The sequence below is a fragment of the Aquimarina sp. RZ0 genome (assembly GCF_008370685.1).
Classification (GTDB): Bacteria; Bacteroidota; Bacteroidia; order Flavobacteriales; family Flavobacteriaceae; genus Aquimarina.
The window spans coordinates 1-25,991 of record NZ_VTZU01000064.1; the positions used below are offsets into that span (position 1 = coordinate 1).

Annotated in this window: 22 protein-coding genes; 12 read left to right on the forward strand and 10 right to left on the reverse strand. The window is 33.0% G+C overall.

Features of this window, described 5'->3' with window-relative positions; translation table 11 throughout:
- Positions 1–249: 249 nt before the first annotated feature.
- Positions 250–3,240, reverse strand: a complete 2,991-nt coding sequence (dnaE, locus tag F0000_RS20515) for a DNA polymerase III subunit alpha (RefSeq protein ID WP_149626597.1) — start codon at positions 3,238–3,240, stop codon at positions 250–252.
- 3 nt (positions 3,241–3,243) lie between these two features.
- Positions 3,244–4,458, reverse strand: a complete 1,215-nt coding sequence (gene dinB, locus F0000_RS20520) for a DNA polymerase IV (protein ID WP_149626598.1) — start codon at positions 4,456–4,458, stop codon at positions 3,244–3,246.
- A gap of 652 nt (positions 4,459–5,110) precedes the next feature.
- Here dinB and ytxJ point away from each other — a divergent pair.
- A complete protein-coding gene (gene ytxJ / locus F0000_RS20525; protein WP_149626599.1) occupies positions 5,111–5,506 on the forward strand; it encodes a bacillithiol system redox-active protein YtxJ in 396 nt (131 codons plus the stop codon).
- Between the two features lie 25 nt (positions 5,507–5,531).
- Here ytxJ and F0000_RS28140 read toward each other — a convergent pair whose 3' ends face one another.
- The 3 genes from F0000_RS28140 to fahA all read right to left on the reverse strand — a co-directional run bounded on the left by F0000_RS28140 (position 5,532) and on the right by fahA (position 10,153).
- Positions 5,532–6,953, reverse strand: coding sequence for a DUF4157 domain-containing protein (locus tag F0000_RS28140; protein WP_223148928.1), 1,422 nt, complete (start codon positions 6,951–6,953; stop codon positions 5,532–5,534).
- A 477-nt stretch (positions 6,954–7,430) separates the two neighbouring features.
- On the reverse strand, positions 7,431–8,612 hold the full coding sequence (locus tag F0000_RS20535) for a hypothetical protein (protein WP_149626600.1): 1,182 nt from the start codon (positions 8,610–8,612) through the stop codon (positions 7,431–7,433).
- Between the two features lie 260 nt (positions 8,613–8,872).
- Positions 8,873–10,153, reverse strand: a complete 1,281-nt coding sequence (gene fahA / locus F0000_RS20540) for a fumarylacetoacetase (protein ID WP_149626601.1) — start codon at positions 10,151–10,153, stop codon at positions 8,873–8,875.
- A gap of 204 nt (positions 10,154–10,357) precedes the next feature.
- On the opposite strand from fahA, the gene glyA reads away from it, so the two are divergent.
- Positions 10,358–11,632, forward strand: a complete 1,275-nt coding sequence (glyA, locus tag F0000_RS20545; protein ID WP_149626602.1) for a serine hydroxymethyltransferase — start codon at positions 10,358–10,360, stop codon at positions 11,630–11,632.
- A gap of 310 nt (positions 11,633–11,942) precedes the next feature.
- Positions 11,943–13,187: an outer membrane beta-barrel protein gene (locus F0000_RS20550; RefSeq protein ID WP_149626603.1), complete on the forward strand. Its 1,245-nt coding sequence runs from the start codon at positions 11,943–11,945 to the stop codon at positions 13,185–13,187.
- 137 nt (positions 13,188–13,324) lie between these two features.
- On the opposite strand, the gene F0000_RS20555 is transcribed toward F0000_RS20550, so the two are convergent.
- Genes F0000_RS20555 through F0000_RS20565 form a run of 3 tightly spaced genes read right to left on the reverse strand, consistent with a single transcriptional unit; the run spans position 13,325 to position 15,001 of the window.
- The gene (locus F0000_RS20555) at positions 13,325–13,930 is read right to left on the reverse strand and encodes a carboxymuconolactone decarboxylase family protein (protein ID WP_149626604.1); all 606 of its coding nucleotides are present in this window, start codon (positions 13,928–13,930) and stop codon (positions 13,325–13,327) included.
- 5 nt (positions 13,931–13,935) lie between these two features.
- The gene (locus F0000_RS20560; RefSeq protein WP_149626605.1) at positions 13,936–14,466 is read right to left on the reverse strand and encodes a hypothetical protein; all 531 of its coding nucleotides are present in this window, start codon (positions 14,464–14,466) and stop codon (positions 13,936–13,938) included.
- A 1-nt stretch (position 14,467) separates the two neighbouring features.
- Positions 14,468–15,001, reverse strand: a complete 534-nt coding sequence (locus tag F0000_RS20565; RefSeq protein WP_149626606.1) for a GNAT family N-acetyltransferase — start codon at positions 14,999–15,001, stop codon at positions 14,468–14,470.
- Between the two features lie 397 nt (positions 15,002–15,398).
- On the opposite strand from F0000_RS20565, the gene F0000_RS20570 reads away from it, so the two are divergent.
- The 7 genes from F0000_RS20570 (at position 15,399) to F0000_RS20595 (ending at position 20,824) form a co-directional block, all read left to right on the forward strand.
- Positions 15,399–15,752, forward strand: coding sequence for a DUF6348 family protein (locus F0000_RS20570; RefSeq protein WP_149626607.1), 354 nt, complete (start codon positions 15,399–15,401; stop codon positions 15,750–15,752).
- 155 nt (positions 15,753–15,907) lie between these two features.
- Complete coding sequence (locus F0000_RS28640) at positions 15,908–16,108, forward strand: DUF6348 family protein (RefSeq protein WP_223148929.1); 201 nt, start codon at positions 15,908–15,910, stop codon at positions 16,106–16,108.
- A gap of 514 nt (positions 16,109–16,622) precedes the next feature.
- Positions 16,623–17,393: a hypothetical protein gene (locus F0000_RS20575; RefSeq protein ID WP_149626608.1), complete on the forward strand. Its 771-nt coding sequence runs from the start codon at positions 16,623–16,625 to the stop codon at positions 17,391–17,393.
- A gap of 731 nt (positions 17,394–18,124) precedes the next feature.
- A complete protein-coding gene (locus tag F0000_RS20580) occupies positions 18,125–18,997 on the forward strand; it encodes a DUF5777 family beta-barrel protein (RefSeq protein WP_149626609.1) in 873 nt (290 codons plus the stop codon).
- Positions 18,998–19,029: 32 nt separating this feature from the next.
- Positions 19,030–19,569: a YceI family protein gene (locus F0000_RS20585; RefSeq protein WP_149626610.1), complete on the forward strand. Its 540-nt coding sequence runs from the start codon at positions 19,030–19,032 to the stop codon at positions 19,567–19,569.
- A gap of 8 nt (positions 19,570–19,577) precedes the next feature.
- The gene (locus F0000_RS20590) at positions 19,578–19,979 is read left to right on the forward strand and encodes a hypothetical protein (protein WP_149626611.1); all 402 of its coding nucleotides are present in this window, start codon (positions 19,578–19,580) and stop codon (positions 19,977–19,979) included.
- Positions 19,976–20,824, forward strand: a complete 849-nt coding sequence (locus tag F0000_RS20595) for a hypothetical protein (RefSeq protein ID WP_149626612.1) — start codon at positions 19,976–19,978, stop codon at positions 20,822–20,824. Before F0000_RS20590 ends, F0000_RS20595 begins: the two co-directional genes overlap by 4 nt.
- A gap of 12 nt (positions 20,825–20,836) precedes the next feature.
- On the opposite strand, the gene F0000_RS20600 is transcribed toward F0000_RS20595, so the two are convergent.
- Together F0000_RS20600 and F0000_RS20605 are read right to left on the reverse strand one after the other, a co-directional pair.
- Entirely contained in the window at positions 20,837–21,139 is a 303-nt protein-coding gene (locus tag F0000_RS20600) for a hypothetical protein (protein ID WP_149626613.1), read from the reverse strand.
- A 262-nt stretch (positions 21,140–21,401) separates the two neighbouring features.
- Positions 21,402–22,973, reverse strand: coding sequence for a hypothetical protein (locus F0000_RS20605; protein WP_149626614.1), 1,572 nt, complete (start codon positions 22,971–22,973; stop codon positions 21,402–21,404).
- A gap of 252 nt (positions 22,974–23,225) precedes the next feature.
- Between F0000_RS20605 and lpdA the strand changes: the two genes are divergently transcribed.
- Positions 23,226–24,632: a dihydrolipoyl dehydrogenase gene (gene lpdA / locus F0000_RS20610; protein WP_149626615.1), complete on the forward strand. Its 1,407-nt coding sequence runs from the start codon at positions 23,226–23,228 to the stop codon at positions 24,630–24,632.
- A 145-nt stretch (positions 24,633–24,777) separates the two neighbouring features.
- Complete coding sequence (gene mgrA, locus F0000_RS20615) at positions 24,778–25,791, forward strand: L-glyceraldehyde 3-phosphate reductase (protein ID WP_149626616.1); 1,014 nt, start codon at positions 24,778–24,780, stop codon at positions 25,789–25,791.
- Positions 25,792–25,991 lie beyond the last annotated feature (200 nt).

Below are 25,991 nucleotides of genomic sequence, written 5' to 3' on the forward strand. Positions count from 1 at the left end.
CGATTATTGAGTAAAGTCTATTGGGAAGAGTGGGGGAAAGAAGGATAAAGAAAATTACGAGTTATTGAATATTTTTTTGTAAACCAAGCATACTACTACTACTACTTATTATTATTATTAAACGTGGGATTACTGCACAGCTTCACATTCATCACAGATTATTATAGTAAAAATAATGTTCTGTAGACTTATCTCAGTAAAATTTTAATGAACAAGCTGTTTCCCAATTTAATTATTATTTTAAAAAAATTATGAACATATATTTTTGTTCGAATTTTCAGGTGTATGAAACCGAGGGTCAGGAACGATTGCTTGTCTTTCGGCTTTATCTGCTACAATATAAAAATATCCCAATTCTTCTATAACGCTTCCAAGGATCTTATATATCCCTTTACTTTTCATTGGGTATTCTAAAGCTACCTTTGGAAAGAGAACAACATCGAATATATCGCCTTCAGAATCTAATAAAGTTCCGAATATCATCATTTGATTTTTATTCGTTTTCACCCTTTTAGCAGTTATCAGATTTCCATAAATAATGACTTTTTTAGCAGAAAAATTTTTAAGAGTATTAGCCTTTAGCATGCTACTAGGTTCTTCTAATAGTAATTGAAATTGTGAAACTAATGGAAAACCTAATAACTCTATCTGATCATAGGCATCAATAACAAAATTACTAGAGATTTCAGGAAGTGTATAGTCTATCTTCTTCGGTTTAAAAAGAACAGGATGTATTTGAGTTGTTTTAGACGATTTACATTGCAAATATGCTTCCCACATTAAGTGATGTTTATCTATTGTTGTAAATCTAAAGGCATCAAGACGAATTAATAAAATCAATTGTTCTAAGCTAATATGAATTCGGTCAACAAATTCACTAAAAGACGTGAAACTTCCGTATAATTGACGTTCATTCAATATCTTTTGAATAGTTCTGGTTTCTATATCCCGAATCATTCCAAATCCTAAAAAAACGGTTTTTCCGATAATACGATTTGGATGATCACTCGTATTAATACAAGGAGGCGCCACAATACCCCCGCATTTTTTTATCTCATTAATATACGTAGGAATATTGTAAAATCCACCCCCATTATTCAAGACAGCCGTCATAAACTCCAATGGAAAATATTTTTTAAGATACAGACTTTGATAGCTTTCTACTGCATAAGAAGCAGAATGTCCTTTGGCAAAAGCATATCCTGCAAAAGCCTGTATTTGATTCCACACACTTTCTGTGTCTTCGGGAGTATACCCTTTCTGTATACAGTTCGTTTTAAACTTTTGAGCGATTCTAAGAACTTCTCCTTTAGAACGACTTTTACCTGATATGCCTCTCCTTAAAATATCAGATTCAGCTAAGGATAATCCTGCAAATTTATGAGCTACTTTCAGTACATCTTCCTGATACACCATAACACCATAGGTATCTTCTAAAATTGCTAACAAGACAGGATGAGCTTCTTTCTTTTTTTCTGGGTATCGATGTCTAAGGATATACTGATTTTTCATACCTCCATTTGCCACTCCCGGTCGTATAATAGAACTGGCAGCAACTAGTCCCAAATAATCCTGCGTTTGTAGTTTAGTCATCAAGGTTCTCATAGCAGGGGATTCTACATAAAATACTCCCATACAATCTCCAACCTTTAGTAAATTGTTAATTTCAGGATCAGACTTAAACTTATATACATTGTCAATATTTTCAATACTAGCTTCAGGTTGGTTTTCTCTAATGATAGTAATGGCATCTTTAATTTTTGATAACCCACGTTGTGCCAGAATATCAAATTTGTAAATACCAAGGTTTTCTGCAATATTCATATCAAACATAATGGTCTGAAAACCTTTTGGAGGCAGAATGGTTGCTGTGTAGTAGTATATAGGTTTTTTGGTAATTATAATACCACCCGAATGTATACTGATGTAATTTGGAAACCCATGAATCAATTTTCCATATTTGTGGATCAGCTTAAAAAACTCGTCATTCTTAGGATCAATAGTATAGCCTTTTAAGAAAGTATCAACTTCTATTTTTGGAACTCCAAATACTTTGGCAAGTTCTCTAACCACGGCTTTATACTGAAAGGTGACATAGGTTCCCATTAGCGCGGTATGCTCGAAGCGTTCAAAAATGTAACGCGTCACATCGTTCCTATCTTTCCAGGAGAAATCAATATCAAAATCAGGTGGTGAGGATCTATAGATGTTTATAAAACGCTCGAAATATAAATCTAAGTCTATAGGATCAACGTTGGTAATACCTATAATATATGCAACGATGCTATTTGCACCTGATCCTCGACCGATAAAAGGATACTCTTTGGAGATGGCATACTGAACAATGTCATAGTTGATTAGAAAATACGATACAAAATCCATTGTTTTGATCGCTTCTAATTCTTTCTCTACTCGTTCTATGATTGTTGGTTGCGCTTCAGGATAACGAGAATATAATTTGTCATAGCACAGTTTTTTCAGGTAGTCAAAATCCTGTTCTTTAGTGTTAAAATATCGATCTTGGTTCTGGTTAGTTCGATCATCATTAAAGAAAAAGTCAACCTTACATTGCTGAAGTATACGTTTGGTATTTTCAATCATAGAAGGATAATCCGCATATCTGGTTAACAAATCATCCTTTGTATGCATTCGGTCTGTTTTATTTCCCTGTTGGCTTTCGGGTAATTTGCTCAATACTATATTGAGATCAATAGCTCTTAATAAACGATGTGCGTTATAGTCTGATTGATTCCTGAAGGTGACAGTCTGGTGGATAACTAGTTTGTCCACATAGCCTTTGTACACAGAAAAAGGTAATTTATTCAAATCCTTTACAGAAATCCCAATAAACTCATTTGCTTTGAATTTTATTTTTTCCAATTCAAGTACTTTTTCAAATGGATAAATAACAAATGTATTTTCCAGTTCTGGTGCTTTTTCAGGAAAATCAGATTTGGAGTGAAGATGCTCTGATAGAAAAGTATTAATAGTCTGAAATCCGATATTATTTTTTGCTAGTACGACATACTGCTGATCTACACCATTCCTGAAATCTACTCCAATAATCGGATATATTTTATAGTTTCCTGATAGCTGTAAAAAACTTAATACAGCTGTAGTGCTATTGATATCCGTTAATGCTACATATGTGATATCATTTTTTTTTGCCATTTCCAAAAGTTCTACCTCCGAAAATGTTCCATATCGTAAAGAATAATATGTATGGCAATTGGTATACATTGCTTACTGTTTACGGTGAGCTAATAAAATTGGTGGTTCTCCATTGAACGGATTTCTATTATCCCTTACTGTTTTCACATCCAGAGTAGATGCACGCATTACACTCGCAGCTCCATACCGTTTTCTAAGGTGATCTAATGCAGCATACAAATTCAATTGCTTTTCGTTGTCATCAAATAAATTAATTTGATAATTACCTCCAGCCAAATGAGAAAATTTGACCCCTATCAGGCGTATCAATACTCTGCGTTTATACAACTTTTTAAATAATTCCTGAACCATGGGCAGTATCTTGTGATCCGCACTTGTGTATGGAATTTTTGCTTGTTTGGAATAGGTACTAAAATCAGAATATCGAATTTTTACCGAAACACAAGAAGTGAGTTTATCTCCCATTCGGAGTTGGAACGCCAAATTTTCAACCATTGCAATGATGGTAGATTCTAATTTCTGGATATCAATAGTATCTTTATTGTACGTCCTTTCGGTTGAAATTGACTTACGCTCATTATATGGTATGACTAATGAATTGTCAATTCCATTAGCACGTTTCCAGATAGTTTCTCCGTTTTTTCCTAAAACAGAAATAACCATTTCAACGGGCATTTCCTGCAATAATTTTATGGAATGCACTCCTAGATTTCTTAAAGTTTGTGCAGATATTTTGCCAACCATTGGAATTTTACGGATAGCTAGTGGTGCAAGGAAGCTTTTTTCAAATCCATAATCGATTTTGAGCTGATTGTTAGGTTTGGCTTCTCCGGTAGCTACTTTAGAAACTACCTTATTTTGAGATAACCCAAAAGAGATAGGTAAGCCTGTTTCTTTAATTACTCGTTGTCGTAATTCCTTTGAAAATTTATAACAGCCAAAAAAGCGATCCATTCCGGTTAAATCCGCATAAAACTCATCAATACTAGTTTTCTCAAAAAGAGGTACTTCTTCCTTGATAATGTCAGTTATCGCATTGGAATATTTCATGTAGGTTCCTGAATTACCACGGATACAAATGGCTTCAGGACATAACTGTCTAGCCATTTTCATAGACATCCCTGAATGGATACCAAATTGCCGGGTTTCATAACTGCAAGCCGCTACTACGCCACGACTTCCAGTGCCTCCTACTAGTACTGGTTTTCGTCGCAGTTCAGTATTGAGTATGCGTTCTACAGACACGAAAAAGGTGTCTAAATCTAGATGTAAAATTGATTTCTTCATTTGTATTTCCCTTCCCTGTTCAGGAAATACAAAACTAATCAAAAAATGCATGTAAATTGGAATTATTCCAAAAAAATGGATATATTCCTAGTTGTAATGGTGAGGTTGTATTATATCTAAATTGATTAAGAAGCCTTCAAAAATACTTGATCTCAATATTTCTTCTGGAATAAAATACGTCAAAATTTTTAACCTTTAACTTTTCTACACTCCAATCCTTACAAGTAAGCATATTCTAAAAACGTATATTTGGTTTACAACCCTTAATAATTCATAATGAAATAGGATGTTTACTTTCCTTGTTTTTTACCTTTGGAAAGAAGAATCTCGATTGATGTCATATGTTTTACTCGATAATCGAGATTTAAATGCTCCGAGGCTAGCCTTCGAAATCAAAATATTTTTTTTCAATAAATGTCTTGTGGACTTATCCCTAGGTGGTTTCCTTATGATTATAAGCTAAATAAGAAGGCTGGTTTAAGCATAGGAAAAACAATCGAGGTCATTTGATATGCTATTATTTTAGTATCTCGTATTGTGAACACACGATGAGTTTAATAACAAAAGATTAGTTAATCGATAGACTTATTATTAGTTATAGCTGTAATTTTTATTATTTTTATCCGACTTTTATATCTAGAAATTAGAGTTTATGGGAATATTTAATAAAATATTTGGATCAGAAAATAAAGAGCCTAAGGAAGAAAAACAGGCTTTACCGTGGCAAGAGTTAAAATCAATTGATCAGTTATCTGCAATTAATAAAGCATCAAGAACTAAGACGCAAGCTATTTTTAAGCATTCTACACGATGTGGGATTAGTCGAATGGTCATTAGAAATTTTGAAAGTGGTTTTGACCTTACCGAAGAAGATATTGATTTATACTATTTAGATCTGTTAAACCATAGAGATATTTCTTCAGAGATTTCTGCAAAGTTTCAGGTGTACCATGAATCTCCTCAATTTATAGTTATAAAAAATGGGCAGGTAGTACATCATTCTTCTCATAGCGCTATAACACCACAGGTTCTGCACCAGTTTGTTTGACAATAACAAAGAGAACTTTATTATATTATACGATTTTAGCATCAATCCAACCTTTGAGTGCGTTGATACGAGTATTGTCATTAACCGTGAGGTCACTGATTTTATTGGCAGTCTTTGTTAAAAATGATTTGGCACTCCTCAGTGCAAGTTTTTTGTCACTGGCATTCGTGATAAACCAATCGATGTGCTTAACTCTATCTGTTACAATATCGATTAATATATTAACCTGATCATTATGGGTTGCAGCTTTTAAGACTGTATTTTCCTGAGCTTGTGCCAGCACCGCATTTCCTGCAGCGAGGTTTTTATGTTCTGCATCATCAGTTCTGATGCTCATAGAACCTGTAATTTTTTCCTTTAAACTAGGGATAGAAGCTTTAGCTAGTGTTTCCATTTTATTCAGGTTTTCCATAGCTTTAGTAGCAAGACCGGTATGTGCTTCTATTTCGTGTACTAATATTCCTTGCCAGGTAGTCACAGCATTGGCAGCAGCTGGAGGAGATCCCTGAAGCCGACCTCCGGTTTTTACAGAGGTAGTGATAAAAAATGTATAGTCCTGTAATGGATACTCAAGACTATTGATCGTTGCTATAGAAGCTGCATCTAGTAAATCAAGAGAACCTTGGCGTACAGCATTTTTATCAGTGTATTGTAGTCTGATATTAGTACTTCCATCACCTCCAATTGTATTATCAAACCGAATACGAAAAGTTACGTGAGGACTATTCAAAAGAGCTTTCACTTTGGGCGAGGATGTTTTCATAAGCCATTTCAATAAGTTTGCTCTCGTTATTGGAGCTACCGTTGTAGCTTCGCTGGACATAAGCATTGTACGCTGGATAGGAGTATCTTTTTCTGAACTTGATGTGCCAACCGCAGTAGTATTTTTTACAGTAGTTATATTTTGAGACCACATAGCTTTTGCTCCCATAACATCGGCTTCTTTTTCTAAACCTTTATCGTCGTTAATATTTACTCCTTTTTTCATTTGTAAAGTAGGTTTTACCCTTCCTTGCTTTTGTTGTACAACATGCCAGGTTTCGTGCGGCAGATGTTTTTCCTGCCCTGGAGCCAGGTGAATGTTAGTTCCCTGAGCATACGCCTTTGCCTGTAATTGAGCAGGACTGGCAGAGTTATAATGTACTTTTACATCATCCATAGAGTATCCGGATAGATTTTCGATTCCAGTTTTTAGTTCATCAGGTAATCCTGTCTTATTGATTTTTTTTTGTAATACGGGACTATGATGTATCGTAGATTGTAAATGAGCTGCTTGTTTGGATTTGATACTACTGCTAATCATTTCTGATGTCTTTTTTTGATTTGATCCTTCCTGGCGATTATCAACAAATTGAAGCGTATTGTTGTAAACACTTTGCTCTTTAGAAAGAGAAGTAGAAATTGATTGGCGGTTGTTTCCTTTTGTTTTATCCTTGTGAATGCTCATAATTAATGCTTTAAATTTGTAGTCAAGTTGAAGTGTATTATATATAAGGAAGTAAGAAACACTTCCAAATTTATAATTACTTTTTTATTCAAATAATTGATAAAAGGATCCTGGTTAAAGTTAGGTTTTTTTATGCAATTTTTAATATTACTTGCTAAAATCATTTCTTTTGTTTCGCACTTCGAAATAAAAAGCATTGATAGCGCTACCATCTATAAATTTTCTTTCCTGTCTGAATTAAAAAATAGTTTGATTCAGTTTAACAGTGATTTTATCTAATAACGGGTGTAATAACCTGATTTTCATTAATTCCAAGCGTGTCAGATTGAGTGAAATTCTGATAAGAATTTTGTGTCGAAATCAGACGTTTTTAATCCTCTACACTAATTATTGAAAATCAGGTTGATATAATTAGATATAGTCCGAATAGGTATCTCGTGGAATGTTTGTGTAGTATAGCTATCATTTTAGAATGGTTTATCTAAAACGATAGCGAGTTATAATGTTTTTAAGCTTATTCTTCAAATCTTCTCCAGAATCATATACCATTTGTTCATTTGTAGGAAAAGGTACGGCTTGCGCTCCTAAAAACTCAATTAAATAATTATCGAGAGCTCTTTTATCTCCATTATAATTGGCATACACATGTTCAAAAACAAATTCACTAGATAGTGGAAAAGCATCGAGCAATTGACCAGTTCTGAGATCCTTATATTGCACATTTCCTATTACATTTGTAGCTTTAAATTGTGTGAATTCATAATATTCACAACGCACTTTGATCATTTTATCTACTTTAATCTTCTTACCATCTTCATCAAGAACATATTCGTCATTATCATCTAATAAATATTCCCAACCATCTTTGATTAGTTTTTCCTTTTCTAATTGCTTTTCTTTAATTCGTTCCGGAGAGATGTTTATTTCTCTGAATGCCACTTCCATGGCATAATCATACTCTATGGATGGTTGAGGTTTATTATGATAAATAGTCCATAAATCATCTAATCCATAGGTACTAAAATTCAGTAAATCTTTTTCTAACCTTTGTGGAATGATAACATTTGTTTTATTCTTAAGAGTTACTCTGATAAAATCGGTCCCCTTATAATGAGCTTCTTTGATCAGTTCGTTTGAATTTTTATAATTAGGGCTTATTTTGTTTAAGTAGACTAGATCTTCATATACCTGTCTATACTCTGATTTTCTTGCAGATTTGGATAATAATGATACAGCATTTTTATATAAATATGAAGATAATTTGTCTTTTGTAATTATGATTTTCTGATCATAATTGATCATAGAAAAATTAGCATTACGCCCCTGTTCAGCAAGGTAAAGAGGTAGTAAGGGGGTAATGCGCTCTTGTCTGTTTTTAAGGGTTTTATAGGTGTTGTATATGCGTTCTAAATTTGCTGGGTTCCCTTCTTTTTCTAGAAATGTTATAGCACTTACATCACGTTCTACAACTTTTGCATATGCTTCTTCCAGCATTAGGATATAGGGTTGCTTTCCTTTTTTGTCCTTATTAGTTCTCAGTTTGGCAATGGCTATATTAATAGCTCCGTCATAGTTACCAGTGTTAAGTGCTTTTTCAGTTTTTTTTACACTGCTGCAAGAGAATAAAAAAACAGATAGTAGAAGTAGATATCTTTTCATAATTTGATTCTTTTGGGGATACTCATTCAAGTTTGATGCCAAAAGATAATAAAAAAACCTCGAATGTGATTATTCGAGGTTTTCTGTATAAGAGCTTGTTTAAAAACCTTACTTCTTGAAAACAAATATTTTAAGAACCGTGAGCTTACTTCAAATTAATGTAAATATCTCGATATACTCATAATTAGAAGTGTACTCAGAACCTCAAACTATTGATTTTCAATTTGTATTCTTTTTAAACATACTCTAAATATTAGGTGTTATTTTTTAAAAACAGGTAGTAATTTAGAGGATACTTCTCCGAAACCTATTCTAACTCCATTTTTTTCGCAATGACCTCTGATGATCACAGTATCATTATCTTCAATAAACTTACGGCTACCGCCTTCATCTAATTGCACAGGTTTTTCTCCTTTCCAGCTTAATTCCAGCATAGAGCCATAAGAATCAGGTGTTGGCCCGGAAATAGTTCCACTCCCCATCATATCTCCAGAATTTACAGGACAACCATTGATGGTGTGATGTGCAAGTTGCTGAGCCATATTCCAGTACATATATCTAAAGTTACTCTTAGAAACGATAGTTTCCTTTGCTTTTTCTGGCTGTATGGCAACTTCTAGAGTAATATCAAAACTCTTTTTCCCGGTATATTGCAGATACGGAAGTTGTTCTTTTAAAGGTTTAGGTCCTGCAACTCGATACGGCTCCAACGCATCCAAAGTCACAATCCAGGGAGAGATAGAAGATGCGAAATTCTTAGCTAAAAAAGGCCCTAAAGGCACGTATTCCCATTTCTGAATATCTCTGGCACTCCAATCATTGAATAGTACAAGTCCAAAAATATAATCTTCAGCTTCTTCTATAGGAATAGGTTCTCCCAAGTGATTAGCATCCGTTGTAATAAAAGCCATTTCTAATTCAAAATCTACCAGTCTGGAAGGTCCAAAAATAGGTTTTTCTGTGCCATTAATTAGTTTTTGTCCTTGTGGACGATGCACAGGAATCCCCGAAGGGATAATAGAACTACTGCGGCCATGATACCCTACCGGAATATGTAACCAATTAGGAAGTAATGCATTTTCTGGATCTCTAAACATGGAACCTACATTAGTGGCATGCTCTATACTGCTGTAGAAATCTGTGTAATCTCCTACATTAACAGGGAGTTGCATTTCGATTTCATCCAAAGTAAATAAAACAATTTTTCTATGCTCAGGATTATTTTTTAAAGAATCATTTTCAGTATCAAAAATTTCAGCAATACGATTTCTTACCAATCTCCAGGTCTTTTTACCATCAGAGATAAAATCATTCAAAGAATCTTGCAGAAAAATATCATCGGTTAAGGGGATGTTATCAAAATAGCCAAGCTGGTGGAGTGCTCCAAGATCTATAGCTGTATCGCCAATTCTAGTACCTATCGTAATAATATCATCTCTCGTTAAGAAGACGCCAAAAGGTATGTTTTGGATAGGGAAATCAGTATTTTTAGGAATTTTTATCCAGGTTTTTCTATTAGGGTTGTTTGCTGTAATGGGCATTATTGTCTGTTTAATACGTTGTTGGTCATTTGCTCGATCAAATATATAATTTTCGAGCAGTTAAGGTATTTTATTTATGTGAAAGTTACTTAAAAAATATGATATTTTTAATTGTGAAGAAAATGTTGATATTTATTAGTATTCTATTAACTTATTTTGCGGAATGTTTATACTTTTGGGCATCTATTTTATAAATTATATAATATGCAACGCGACGAACAGATTTTTGATTTAATTCAAGACGAAAAAGAGCGCCAGATTAACGGATTAGAATTGATTGCTTCAGAAAATTTTGTGAGTGAACAAGTAATGGAAGCTGCTGGTTCTGTATTAACGAATAAATACGCAGAGGGATATCCTGGAAAAAGATATTATGGAGGTTGTTCTGTAGTAGATATTGTAGAACAGATTGCCATAGATCGTGCAAAAGAGTTGTTTGGAGCTGCATATGCTAATGTACAGCCTCACTCTGGATCACAGGCGAATACAGCGGTTTATCATGCCTGCCTTAAGCCTGGTGATAAAATTTTAGGATTTGATCTTTCTCATGGAGGGCATTTAACTCACGGGTCTCCTGTTAATTTTTCTGGAAAATTATATAATCCTGTTTTTTATGGGGTAGAAAAAGAAACAGGTAGATTAAATTATGATAAGATTCAGGAAATTGCTACAAAAGAGAAGCCACAATTGATTATTGCCGGTGCATCAGCCTACTCCAGAGAGATTGATTATAAAAGATTTAGAGAAATCGCAGATAGTGTAAGAGCTATTTTACTGGCAGATATTGCACATCCTGCCGGCTTAATTGCTAAAGGAGTAATAGCGGATCCAATACCATATTGTCACGTAGTCACGACCACTACTCATAAAACATTACGAGGACCACGAGGAGGATTAATTCTTATGGGTGAAGATTTTGAAAACCCATTTGGTATTACCTTAAAGAGTGGAAAGAAGCGTATGATGTCTTCATTATTAGACAGTGCTGTATTTCCAGGAAATCAAGGAGGCCCGTTAGAACATATTATTGCGGCCAAAGCAATTGCATTTAAAGAAGCATTATCCGATGCGTTCCTGCATTATATCGTTCAGGTAAAGAAAAATGCCGCTACCATGGCAGAAGCTTTTGTTAAAAAAGGGTACAAAGTCATTTCTGAAGGGACGGATAATCATATGATGCTAATAGATTTGCGTAGTAAAGGAGTAACTGGTAAGCAGGCAGAAGAAGCATTGGGAGTTGCAGAAATCACAGTGAATAAAAATATGGTTCCCTTTGATGATAAATCACCATTTGTAACTTCTGGTATTCGTATTGGTGTTGCAGCAGTAACTACTCGTGGTTTAAAAGAAAATGATATGCTTGATATCGTAGCCTTGATAGATCGAGTGATTATCAATATAGAAAATGAAGAAGAGTTGCACAATATAGCTAATGATGTTAATGCAATGATGGCAGATAAACCATTATTTATTGCATAATAGCAGATTAGTTTATTAAGTGTTTTTTATAAAAATGTTATCCATTTTAGTAGATTTTTAGATAAATCACAACTAAATGGGTAACATTTTCTTTTTTCAAGACACTACATGATAGTATAATTATAGTTAATGAATCGTTTTAGAGAACATAAGAATTACGAAAACAAGATTAAATACAGCATAGAAAAGAATGAAACTGTAGCTATAATTTGCTTTTTTAAAGTATGTAGACTGTATTATAATTAAATTCTTTTTAATTAATTGTAAGTATATTCTTGTATTTCAAAAATGTCTTTAAATTAAAAATATTATGAAAAAACAGTATGTATTAATATCCATTATTATCATATTCATTTCAACTTTTTCTGGATATTCACAAGTTAAATTTGAAAAAGGATATTATATAGATAATACAGATCAAAAAATAGATTGTCTTATTAAAAATGAAGGATGGAGATTGAGTCCTGTAAAATTTAGTTATAAATCTTCAGAAGAAGCTAGAACAGAAGAAAAAAGCATACATCAGGTCAAAGCGTTTGGTTTTGACAATGGATCAAAATATATTAAAAGAACGGTAAACATTGATACTTCTAGTGATAAAGTAAGTGATTTAGATACCGATGGTAGATTAGATCGAAAAGAAAAGACTGTATTTCTAGAGGTTTTGATTGATGGTAAAGCTATATTATATCAATATAGACAAGAACGTTATGAACGCTTTTTTTATAAAAAAGATGATGGTGATATACAATTATTAGTGTATAAGGCGTTCTTAAATATTGATAATAAAATTGGAAGAAATAATGGGTACAGACAACAGTTGTATAACGAACTTCAATGCACTGATAATAAGGCAGATAAAAATATAGAAAATGCTGATTATAAAAAAGAAGATTTAGTCACTCTTTTTAAGAGCTATAATCAATGTACAGGTACCAGTACCAGTACTGCATCAAATACAATTATAGACAAGAAAGAGAAAAAGAAACTATTTAGTCTTGCTGTAAGACCTGGGATTAATTTTGTTACCGTAGAAGCTGCCTCACAAGGTTTTTTCGAAAATTCATCATCTACTCTGGATGGTTTGGGATATAGATTAGGGATCGATATAGAAAGTACGATTCCATTTTTTAAAAATAAATGGGCATTTTTTATAGAACCTACGTTTCAGACTTTTAATAAAAAAGAAACCAGGTTTATTAGACCTGTAACGCTACTAAATGAAATAGAAGTAGAATCCTCTGTGGACTACAGATCAATAGAAATACCTTTAGGAGTTAGGTATTTTATGTTTTTAAATGATAATTCAAAACTCTTTCTGAATGCCGGTTTTTCTTACGATATTAATTTAGGTTCTACACTCGTAATTGATTCAGGAAGTGAACGAGAGTTTCGTACAGGAACAAATTTTTTATTTGGCTTTGGATATAAGTACAAGCGTTATGTAATTGAAGTTAGGTATCAAACAGAAAGGAGCGTACCTCAGGAAACTTTTCAAATAGATAAATTTGGTTACAAAGCAGTTTCTGTGATGCTTGGATATACTATATTTTGACTCGATAATCGAGATTTAAATGTTCAGAGGTTTGCCTCGAAATCGAAATGCTTTTTTTTCAATAAATAAATCGTGGGCTTACCCCAAAAATCGGGGATTGTTAGGGTATCATTGTAGATGAAACTTGATAGTCAACATCAAGAATGTCCCCAGTTATCAGGATCATTACTATCATTAGGTGAGAGTCCGATAATATCTCCAATTGTATTGACTCCAAGTCCAACAACGGTTCTGTTTACATAATTAAAGTAGCTTACAACTTGGTTGATTTCTAAGATTTCACCATCTTTTAATCCTGTATTTCGCAATTGATGGATATCTTCTTTTGTAATAGTTTGGTGTGATAGCGTTAATTTTTTGGCATATCGTAATCCCTCAAGGTATTGGCTCTCAAAGATTGAATCCCATTCATCCAAAGAAAGACAATCTATAATTTTTAAAAATTTAACATCATCTTTTAATAGCCTCTTTAATCCAGCAGTGTGATGATCTACACAATAGCTACATTGGTTAAGGTGACTTACATAAACACCCAATGTCTCCAGGTACCATTTTGGTAATGTATTATTAGAGTTATGCAATACGTTTTTATAAAGTCCCATATGTCCGATGAGTGTATGTGGCCTAAGACTATGAACAGAAAGTACATTATCTATAACATTATTAGGCCCTTTTACCCGATCATAAATTTTCTTGAGTCGCCCTATTGCATCCTCATAAGATATTTCCTTTATCCAGCTCATATTAATTATTTATTTTGCTTCCAATATTTTTTATAATCCAAAAGAGGAAAAGCCTGATCATATCGTTGCTTGTTTATCGTCTTATTTTCATTAGAATCATAGTCTATAAGTAGTTTCCAATAACCATCTTCTAGTTGTAAAACCACATGAAACTGCCCGTAAGAATATGTTACTTGATCTGTGTTATCATTATAAGTAACTCTATAAATACCTCTATCAGAGACAAGAGAATCCGAAGTAATTCTTTCAAACAGCCTAAAATCAATAAGAGCAGCCTTTTTTGTAGCTACACTCCATCTTTTTTGATATTCTTTCAGGTATGTTTTTGACTTTTTGATTTCACCTCCGTTGCCCGAAACTCGTATCATTTTTTTACTATGAATAGATGAGAAAAGCTCATAATCTAAAGTTTTATAGGCTTTCGAGAAATTTGTATACATATCCTGATTGATCTTCTGATGTAATGAGTTGTCTTGTGCATAGTTTTTTTGAACACAAGATATAGCAATGCTTAAAACATATATATATAGTTTCATATCATTTCTTTTTCTGGTATAATACACAAGATACTAAATCTTTATAATCGGTTAGTTTGGGATGTTCAAAGGTTGTAACCCTAGTCATTCCGATTTTTTTCATAATGAGTTCTGATTTTAGATTAATCTCTGGGGCAATAGAATAAATAGTTTGTAAACCAATAGTTTGGAATCCAAAATTCAAGCACGCTTTTGCACCTTCGGTAGCATATCCATTATTCCAGATACTTTTTTTTAACCTCCAGCCAATATCTATAAAACTATCAAACTCTTCGAGATAATTTTGTTGAGAAAGTCCTATAAAACCGATAAACTCATTAGTTTCCAGAATGTCCACAGCAAAGTAACAAAACCCAAGTTCTGCATACTGCTGCTGCATGCGGGTTATAAAGTTTTTAGTATCTTCTCTTGATGGTTTAAAAGGGAAGAATTCCATAACGGTATTGTCACAATTAATAGCAAATAAATTGTCTAAATCATTCATTGTCCAGTTACGAAAACCGAGTCGCTCTGATTGAAAAACATATGGCAGCATAAGATAATAGACCTGTTATAATAAATAATTTATAAAGGTAAAGGTACTGCTAAAATACAACTCAAAATACATGTTTACATCGAAAAAAAATGATAAAACGATTAGAAGATCTTGAAAATGTTTTATGAAGTGGTTTAAACTTTGTTCAATACAATAAATCACACTTTTAATTTCTGATATTTCTGGTTTTCGGATTTATTTTTAAAAACCTATTTAACAATTTAGGAAGCTTATTTCGTTACTTTACCTTAAAAAAGTAACACACCACTTTACTGAGAAACTATAAAAATATAGGTAACTATCAATAACTATTTAAAAATGAACAAACTCAACACTCTTTTAGTAGCATTTGCTATCACAACCTGCGTTACGGCTCAAGAAAGCGCAACACGTTTTTATGCTACCATGTCTTTTAAATAATGCAGAAGCATTACAAAAAGATTCTCCTAACGAGATACTAAAAAAAATATTCGAAGCCCACAATATGGAGTTTTCTGAGGAAAATGAATGGATAATACCGTATTCAAAACTTCCTGCAATTCGTTCTACTTGGTATCCCAATGATAAACAAGTATGTGGTCTTCTTCAAATTGAAGTTTTTATTGAGAAGGGAACAATATTAGAAGAATGCTTTGCCGGATTCCCTTCAGGTAAGGGAAAACTGAATGATGCTTATGAAAATTTCTCTCGAAATTCATTGCATGTAATGTTATCTGCATTTTGGGAAAAGCACGGCCCTCAGCAAGTCTAAAAAGAATCTTGGAATATTAATAACTCTAGTTACTCAATTTACATAGGACCATTTGGTAATCGCAGAGGCAATGGAATTGAACCAAGAATCCCCGAAAACACATTCGATGAAATTGCAATTGCAATCAAAAGGACGAATATAACCGATAAATATAATTGGTTTACACGAATTTTTTAGTTATAAATCGTATTAGAACATTTTATAGCAACGTTGGAAATAGTGAAACTGTTTATGAAGCTTTGAAAAATAACAGAACATGGTCAGAGGGATTAGATGCACTAAAATCTGTAAATTGGGAAATGAGTGATGAATATTACAGTACAAGAAATTTTATCATAGCAACAAAAAACACATAAAAATTTGTATAATGTATACAAACCCTTCGGGATGTAAACGCACCATACAAGAACCGATAATAAGGAAAAAAAACAAAGCCTGTTGTTTATAGCCAAAGGCTTCGTTTTTTTTATACGAATAATTCAATTCTCAACTGAGAAATTACCTCCTAGAGTCATTTCTTTGTGTTTCACACTTCAAAATAAAAAAATATCGAGTGCTGTTATCTATGAATTTTCTTTCTCGTCTGGATTAAAAAATAATTGGATTCAGTTTACGGTAATTTCATCTAAGAACTGGCATAACTTTATATCTGATGGTGATTTTGTTATTTTATGCCAATTCTGTTTTTTATTTTAGTGAAGAAAAAAATAGGTGTAGCGTGGTTATGAGTTCTTTTTATTCTGAAACTTAAGGAAAAAGACCAAATTTTAAAGGGTAATTTTAAAACCAGAAGGTATTATTCCGATAAATTCTTTTATAAAAGATTACCATAAATAATCAGAAGAGGATTTTTTTTTAAATAAAACAGTTATGGCCAGAATACATGTATTTGAGTTTGAAGATCAAAAATGGTTTCCAGTGTTCTTAAGAAATTATGGAACAGATTTCTTACAATTTTTATCAAATAAAACAATATTGTATAAACCAGTCATCCCAATGCTCGAAAAAGGGCTCAAAAAAAGTAATACTACTCAAATTGTAGACTTAGGATCGGGAGGAGGAGGAGGATTGATATGGCTGAATAGTGAATTAAAAAAAAGAATTCCTGACCTAAAAATAATATTAACAGATTTTTATCCAAATATTCCTGCTTTTGAATATACAAAAAATCAATCTGATAATTTTGAATTCACCGAGAAATCGGTAGATGCCAGAGAGGTTCCGGAACACCTAAAAGGATTTAGAACACAATTTTTATCCTTACATCATTTTAAACCTGTAGATGCTACGCAAATTTTACAGAATGCAATACGCTCGAATACTTCTATAGGGATTTTTGAAGCTCAAGAGCGAAGCGTTCCAAGCTTACTAGCTATGTTTTTTTCACCACTCAGTGTATTTCTAACAACGCCATTTATTCGTCCGTTTAAGATAGGTAGAATCATTTTTACCTATCTTATTCCAATTGTTCCTTTATTTGTATGGTGGGATGGAATAATTTCCTCTCTTCGTACATATTCAATTAAAGAAATGAATGAGCTGGTAGAAAGTCTAGACCATAAAGATAAATTTGATTGGGAAATAGGTAAGGTAAAATCTGGACCTGGTGTTATATTATACCTTCTCGGAACCAAAAAATAATAAAAGAGAGCACAAGAAAAGCTCTTGACTTTTTATTTTTAATCGAAATTGTATTAAAATTTGACTAAATGAATTTTTTTTGAATTCATAGCAATGAAGTGATTTAAACTTTTTTTCAATTCACTATAAAAATTTTCTTTTTGACTTAGTTTTCGGCTTTTTCTTACTTCGTCGCGCTGTTATGGAATGAAAAAAATACTCCAATTGATCAAAAAACAACTATTTTTTGCCAGATCAAAAAAGTGTTAATAACTTCAATATTTATGGGTAATGCAAGTATCGAAATATGGATGAATTGTATTTTCAGGAAATAAAAAAAGTCAAGATACGTTTTTAGTATATAAAATAGGTGTAATACTTGTTCAGGCTTATCTCTATTAATACCTTCTGCTAGCCTTTCTTTAGAAAAAAATATTGGTTATACTTTTTACAAAAAAGGTAATTTTTTGACTTTCTATACTGGAGGTAAAAAACACCAGAAAGGAGTATTGGTTGGATGTCATTATTGTATTGAATTAATGAAACGACTATTTCATTATTAATTAAAAAACATAAATAATAGTGTTTTTTATAATACTTTAACATGTTAGGCTTGTTTCTTAAGGTAAATTAACCCTTAAATGTCAGATAGCTAACATTTAAGGGTTCGAGGTTGGTTTATCTTGATTAAGAATTATTAACCTAGGTTATAACAAGCATTAATTAGACTATAACACAAACTCTCAAACCAGGTGAAATTTATTTTAACTATTCTAGTATTAGCGCCTTTATGCATGTTTTCTCAAGAAGAAGATTTGTTCAAAGAATTAGATGATCTCACAATAAAAGATAATAGCGAAGTTATCGCAACTTTTAAATCTACAAGGCTGATGCTAGGCCAATCTACAGAAAGAGTACGATCAGGACAATTGCATTTTAGAGTGTCTCATGTATTTAGTAAAATACGAGGGATAAGTAATTTTTTTGGTTTGGATAACCTTAATAATATGCATGTAAGTTTTGAATATGGACTTACCGATTTTATTCAGCTAGGCCTTGCCAGATCTAATAAACCAGATAAAACGTACTCAGGATCTTTAAAATTAACTTTGTTAAGGCAGAAGACAGGAGAAAAACCATTTCCTTTTTCGGTATCATATTTTGGAGGAATCGATTATAAATCTAGAAATTTTGCGCCAGAAGAACGAGATAGAAATTTTGAAGGCAGGTTGGATTATATAAACCAATTTTTGATTAGCAGGAAAATGGGAGATCATATTTCTCTGCAAGTTGCACCTATTTGGGTTCATCGAAATTTGACAGATGTTGTCACAGAACCTAATGATATTTATTCTATAGGGCTGGGAGGGAGATATTTGTTCTCAGGATCAGTTTCAGTAAACCTGGAATATTATTATACAATACCTACATTTGATTCGCATAATCGCGCTAAGGATGCATTGACTATAGGATTAGATATAGAAACCGGAGGTCATGTATTTCAACTTTTTTTTACGAATGCATTTGCGCTACACCCTGGTAAGTTTTCGATTAACCAAAATGGTGACTTTTTTAACAGAGATATCAATTTTGGTTTTAGTCTCCTAAGAACTTTTAATATATAGAAACTTCAATATAAACTCAAAAACTTCATAATATGAAAACACAAATTTTAATATTTGTATTACTCCTGGTAAGTGTAATGCAATCTCAAGAAAAAAAGGTGACAAGAGTAGGAGAAGTTACTTTTGAATCCAAAACCTCCATAGAAGATATTTATGCTAAAAATTCGCAAGCGGCAAGTATCTTTCTATTACACGAAAAAACTGTTGCTTTTAATGTGTTACTCAGGTCTTTTAAATTTGATAAAGCTTTGATGCAGGAACATTTTAATGAAAAATATGTACACTCTGATAAATACCCTTCTGCAAAATTTAAAGGAGTTATCATAGATGATATTGATCTAAAATCTCCTAAGAAACATTCGGATGTAGAATTAGATGGTATCATGGAATTTCATGGTGTTACCAAACCCATAAAAGTAACTGCAGATATTGTTGTAAAGTCAGATCAGTCTATTGTTTTTACATCAGTATTTAAACTAAAATTAGAAGATTATAAAGTAGCAGTTCCTGCATTGATGAAGGATAAAATATCTCCAGAGATAGTAGTGAATGTTAGAGCAAATTATAAATAATATAAAAGATGAAAAATAAAGTGGTTTTTGGTATGAGTTTTAGTCTTTTAATTCTTTCTGCAGCAGTGTATGGAATCTGTTTATATAATAAACCTCATATAGATATTTTAGAAACAGAATCAGAAATGAAGATGACCGCTCAAAAACTAATGGATACGTATACGACAGATAAAACAAGATTTTCTAATGAGTTAGTGGGGATGATCATTGAAATATCTGGAATAATTACTACAATAGAAAAAGGAGTAGAAAATACTATTGTAATTTTAGATAATACCATTAAATGTGAACTGAATAGCCAAACAGAAAAACTCAAAGAAGGACAGCGGTTAAAAGTTAAAGGCATATATAGTGGTTTTGATGAGATGTTTAATGAAATTAGTATGGTAAGATGTTATGTAATAAATTGAAATATATTTCTGTAATTCTGGTACTTTTTTTTACTGCCATAAGTTGTATTTCTGAGAGTGCAGATAATTTGTTTCCAACGAATGATGTTGAAGCTAACATAGTTTATGAAACAGAGCTTAAATCTGTAATAGAATCAAAGTGTATCAGCTGTCATAGCTATCATTTAGAAGGATCTAACAGGTACGATACTTTTGATAAGACAAAGTCATCTATCGGTCAAATGTTAGAGAGGATTAATGCTGTATCTAATATCGTAATGCCTCCTGATGAGTCGCCACAACTTACAGAAGGGGAAAAGCTGATTTTTCAAGAGTTTTTTGATGTTCTCAATAACGGATCAGAACCAGTTGTTTTACCATTTAAGTTAACCTGGACAGCCTATAAGTATGCAATATTTGAAGAAAGAGGTGGAGTCAGTGGTACTTTTGAGGATATTCAATATGTGCTTAATCAGGAGTATGAAGAACCAATTGATATCCTAAAAGATGCAGAAATTAGAATTAATACCGCCTCTGTAAATATTGATGGACTGGAAGGAGTAAGAACAATGAATGTAGGAACTCAATTCTTTCCTTTTTTTACTTCCCAAATTAAAGGTAAAGTATCTAGTTATACACAAGATATCGCTGTGATTAGTTTTGAAATGAATGGGATAGAACAAGAAGTAATATTTGATGTCATTATTGAAGAAGATATTCTGAAATTAACAGGTACTATTGATGATATGAGCTTTTTTGAATGGGATGAAGCCTATAATCAGTTAGAAACTGTTTGTGGAGAATTTCATGAAAATATGGTTTGGCCAGATATAGATCTCGAAGCAGAAATTTTATTAACAAAATAAAGCCACTACAAACTATTTTAGAAACCCACTAAATACTATACCAGTTGTAAATGCTATTCCGACTGTAGTACCAACCAGAATACTGGCAATGATAATACCAGTACCATTATATTTTTTTAATATGACTTTAGAAATAAATAACTGACCCAAAAATATAGGAACGGCATACATAAGAAATATCAACCATACCAGAGGCTCAGTAATCCAATTAAAATTATAATTTCCTTCATCTATAAAAAACAGAAATAGCGTACTAAGTATAGAGCTAGAACTTAATATAAGCAATTCTCTATTTTTGGATACAATAGTTTTCATTTTTGATGCCTTTTTACTTGATAATCTAAATATCTTTAGAGTATGTTTAAAAAGAATACAAATTGAAAATCAATAGTTTGAGGTTCTGAGTACACTTCAAATGATGAGAATATCGAGATATTTTAATTATTTGAAGTAAGTTCACGGTTCTTAAAATATTTGTTTTCAGGAAGTAAGGTTTTTAAACAAGCTCTTATACAATAAACTACCTCATGGGCTTGCCCCGAGACTTATTTACCATATAAAGATAAATAACTCATACTTAATTGTCTTCCTCTTCTTCAAACATAACACTTTCATATGCACCTATATCCGGAGCGGTAGCATCCCTCGTAGTTCCCAGAATATCTGTACCAGAAGTCGGAGTAGATGCCTGTCCGTTTGCAGCAGAATCTTCTCCTATATTTAATAAGCTTTCAGAGGTATCTTTAAAATCAGGATCTTCATTAAAAATAACATTTTCGAATAAAGTTGTATTATCAAAATCATACAAAGGATTATCAATAAACTCTTCGTTAAAGTCGTTAAAGCGTATGAGGTTATTTTTAAAGTTATAATTAAAAACAGTGCCTTCTACCCGGTTGATCCCCAATTCTAAGTTCTCATTACCATAAATAATACAATTCGTAAAATTGGCAGCAATTAGATCTGTTACAAGAATCTCTGTTACCATACCATTTTCATCTGTAACAGGGAATAGGTTATCTATAAGAACACTTGGGGAATCTCTAAAACTGGCATTCCAGTAATTCGCAAAAGTACAATGGTTAAAATTGTAAGTACCGCCAAAAGAACAATATAAAGATGAAATACCAGAGTTGTTTATCACCAGATTTTCTCCCAAAATATTGGCTGTTCTTGCCAATATTCCATACACTGAGTTATTGTATATCTGTGTATTTGTAATCGTTAGTGTAGGGTCAGCACCGCCATCATTAGAGTCCATTAGTACACCTACGGTTCCATTTTTGATAGTAGCATGATTAATTACATGACCTGTACTACCAGCAGTAAGCCATATAAAACCCCATTGTCCGGGAACATCACTAAATCCAGGTTCCAGACGATCACTTTCGAAGATCACTTCGTTTTCCATAGCTTCGGGATCTGTACTTAATTCACCATTCACCAGTAGTGTAGCATTATCAGAAGCAATAATTCCAGATCCTTCGTGAAAATGTATTCTTGCTCCAGCATCGATGGTCAATGTTTCTCCAGTAGGAATAGCTGCAAATCCGTAAATGACATAAGGTTTTTCGTTGGTAAAATTAAGTTCATCACCTTCCAGAAAGAAGCCTTCTATCCTGACCTCCTCCATATTGTCATCAACACCCAGAAGTAACGTTTCTACCTCTCCTGTCATATCATCTCTGGAAGGAAACAGGAATACTGCGTCTTTGACCAGTGTTACTAAATCTACATCTTGCTGATTTCCAGAGGGGTCAAAAAGAATTCTATCTGTATACAGAAATTCGGTATCACCCGTTTGCTCTACTATATCGGTTGTGGTTTCTACAAAAATAAAAATACTATCTTTTGCTAATATTTGTATATCCTGAAAAGATTGCCCGGGAATTCCATCAACATTGAGACGATAACTAGAACTGCTACCTCTTTCTAATGCGATACCAGGTATTGTAAAATCATCATTAGTTCTGTTGTAAACCTTAAAACTATAGGTGCTGGAACCAATATTGGTAAAAACAGTATCTAGAAATAAAGTATCTGTTGAGAATTCTAAATTACCAACACTAGGATCAGATTCAAAATCATTACGACAAGAACTCCATAAAATGATAATGGCAAGTAATAGAAAAGTAGATAAATAACGCATTGTTTTGCTTCAATTTTTAGTGTGTATTTAATAGTGTAGTCATTTTTAAAAATCATTTTTTTCATGAATACACATTAAAGGACTAAATGTATAACTTTTTAATTAGTACTAATATTGCTTTTTTAATAAAAATTTGACAAGATCATCCTTTTAGTATCCAGCAAAACATTTGTACATTTGTTAATCCCTTGGAGACAAGGGATTTTTTTAGAAAAATGATATAGTTATAATACTTCAATATAAAAATCTCTTATGAGTACATATGATGTAGCCGTCATCGGCTCTGGACCTGGTGGATATGTTGCAGCTATCCGCTGCGCACAACTGGGTATGAAAACAGCAATAATCGAAAAATATTCAACCCTTGGAGGAACTTGTCTTAATGTAGGCTGTATTCCCAGTAAGGCCTTATTAGACTCTTCTCACCACTATGAACATGCAGTGAAGCATTTTACGGATCATGGAATCGAAATTCCCGGAGATGTAAAAATCAATCTGGAAAAAATGATCGCTCGTAAACAAACAGTAGTAGATCAGACCTGTGATGGAGTTAGCTTTTTGATGAAAAAAAATAAAATTGATGTTTTTGAAGGCCTCGGATCATTTAAAGACGCAACTCACATCAATATAACCAAAACTGATGGTGAAACAGAAACGATAGAAGCAAAGAATGCGATAATAGCTACCGGTTCCAAACCGTCTACATTGCCCTTTATTTCTATAGATAAGAAACGGGTAATCACTTCTACCGAAGCATTAAAGCTAAAAGAAATTCCTAAACATCTCGTTATTATCGGTGGTGGTGTTATAGGATTGGAATTAGGACAGGTATACCGAAGATTAGGGTCAGAAGTTTCTGTGGTAGAATATATGGACAGGATTATTCCGGGAATGGATAAAGCGTTATCGAGAGAATTACAAAAAGTGCTGAAAAAACAAGGCGTGAAATTTTATACTTCTCATAAAGTTACTGGTGTAAGTACTGCAAAAAATGAAGTGGTAATTACGGCAGATGATAAGAAAGGAAACCCAGTAGAGTTTACAGGAGATTATTGTCTGGTATCTGTAGGGCGCAGACCATATACTGATGGGTTACAGGCAGAAGCTGCCGGAGTAAAACTTACCGATAGAGGGCAGGTAGAGGTAAACGATCATTTGCAAACCTCTGTGGCTAATATATATGCTATTGGTGATGTAATAAAAGGAGCGATGCTGGCTCATAAAGCAGAAGAAGAAGGAACTTTTGTTGCAGAGACGATATCAGGACAAAAACCCCACATTGATTATAATTTAATCCCGGGAGTAGTATATACCTGGCCAGAAGTTGCAGCAGTTGGTAAAACAGAAGAAGAATTAAAAGAAAGCGGAGTAAAGTATAAATCCGGGCAATTTCCGTTTAGAGCATTAGGAAGAGCACGTGCCAGTACAGATTTAGATGGTTTTGTAAAGATTCTTGCAGACGAGGCAACAGACGAAGTGTTAGGTGTTCATATGATTGGAGCGCGTTGTGCGGATCTGATAGCAGAAGCAGTTACAGCCATGGAGTTTAGAGCATCTGCAGAAGATATTAGCAGAATGTCACACGCACACCCTACATTTACTGAAGCCATAAAAGAAGCCGCATTAGCAGCTACAGATAACAGAGCATTACACGTATAAAAATCTTATAGATACTTCATAACTTATTTTAAAGTTATTCCTGAAAAAAAGGACTATGGTGGTGGGTCATACTTTATAGGATGGCCCATTCTATTTTTATAATTAAGAAAAACTACAAATATTCGTATTCTAAAAAAACAAGACCATGCATATTAATGATAAAACAGCAATAAAAGAGTATCAAGCTTCATCAGATAGATATGATACCATGAAGTATAGACGCTGCGGAAAAAGTGGAGTGCTTTTACCTGCAATTTCTCTAGGTTTATGGCATAATTTTGGTGCTGTAGACTCTATTCACAATGCACGGGAAATCCTTAGATGCGCTTTTGATTTAGGAATTACTCATTTTGATCTTGCTAATAATTACGGACCTTCTTATGGATCCGCTGAAGAAAATTTTGGTTTGCTGTATAAAAAGGATTTTAGATCGTATAGAGACGAACTTTTTATAGCAACAAAAGCGGGATATGATATGTGGCCAGGTCCATACGGAAACTGGGGTTCACGTAAATATTTAATCGCAAGTATAGATCAGAGCCTTCAGCGTATGGGGCTTGATTATGTAGATGTTTTTTATCACCATAGACCTGATCCGGAAACACCTATAGAAGAAACTATGATTGCACTTTCTGATATAGTACGCCAGGGAAAGGCATTATACGTAGGGATTTCTAATTATAAACCCAAAGAAACGGCTGAAGCTGCATCTTTGCTGAAAGAAATGAAAATTCCTTTTATATTACATCAGGCAAGATATTCTATTTTTGATCGATGGGTAGAAGATAGTTTACTGGATACATTAGAAGAACATGGAGCTGGTTGTATTGCTTTCTCGCCATTAGCGCAGGGAATGTTAACGGATAAGTACCTCCATGGAATCCCACAGAATTCTCGGGTAGCAAAGGATTTTACATACCTTACTAAAGAACAATTAGAAGCAAAGCTTGAAAAAATACAAAAGCTTTCAACAATAGCAGATCAACGAGGACAGAAACTATCACAAATGGCTATTGCCTGGTTGCTTAGACAGCCGCAGGTTAGTTCAGTACTTATTGGAGCAAGTTCGCCAGCACAGCTTAGAGAAAATGTTAAGGCACTGGAAAAACCTCTGTTTTCTGAAGAAGAATTAGAATTGATTGATGTGCTTTCAAAATAATGATTAATAAAAAATCGACTTTAAAAACTGAATTATTCGTTTGATTTTAAAGTCGATTTGATATATTATTATTTCTGTTTTAAAATTACCCAAACAAAAATAACTGTATTTTATTTTGGTAATTTTAAGGTAGAAACGGTATTATACGATTTACGGATGAGAATTTCGTAAAAATAATGGCAAGGATTTTTCGCTAGATT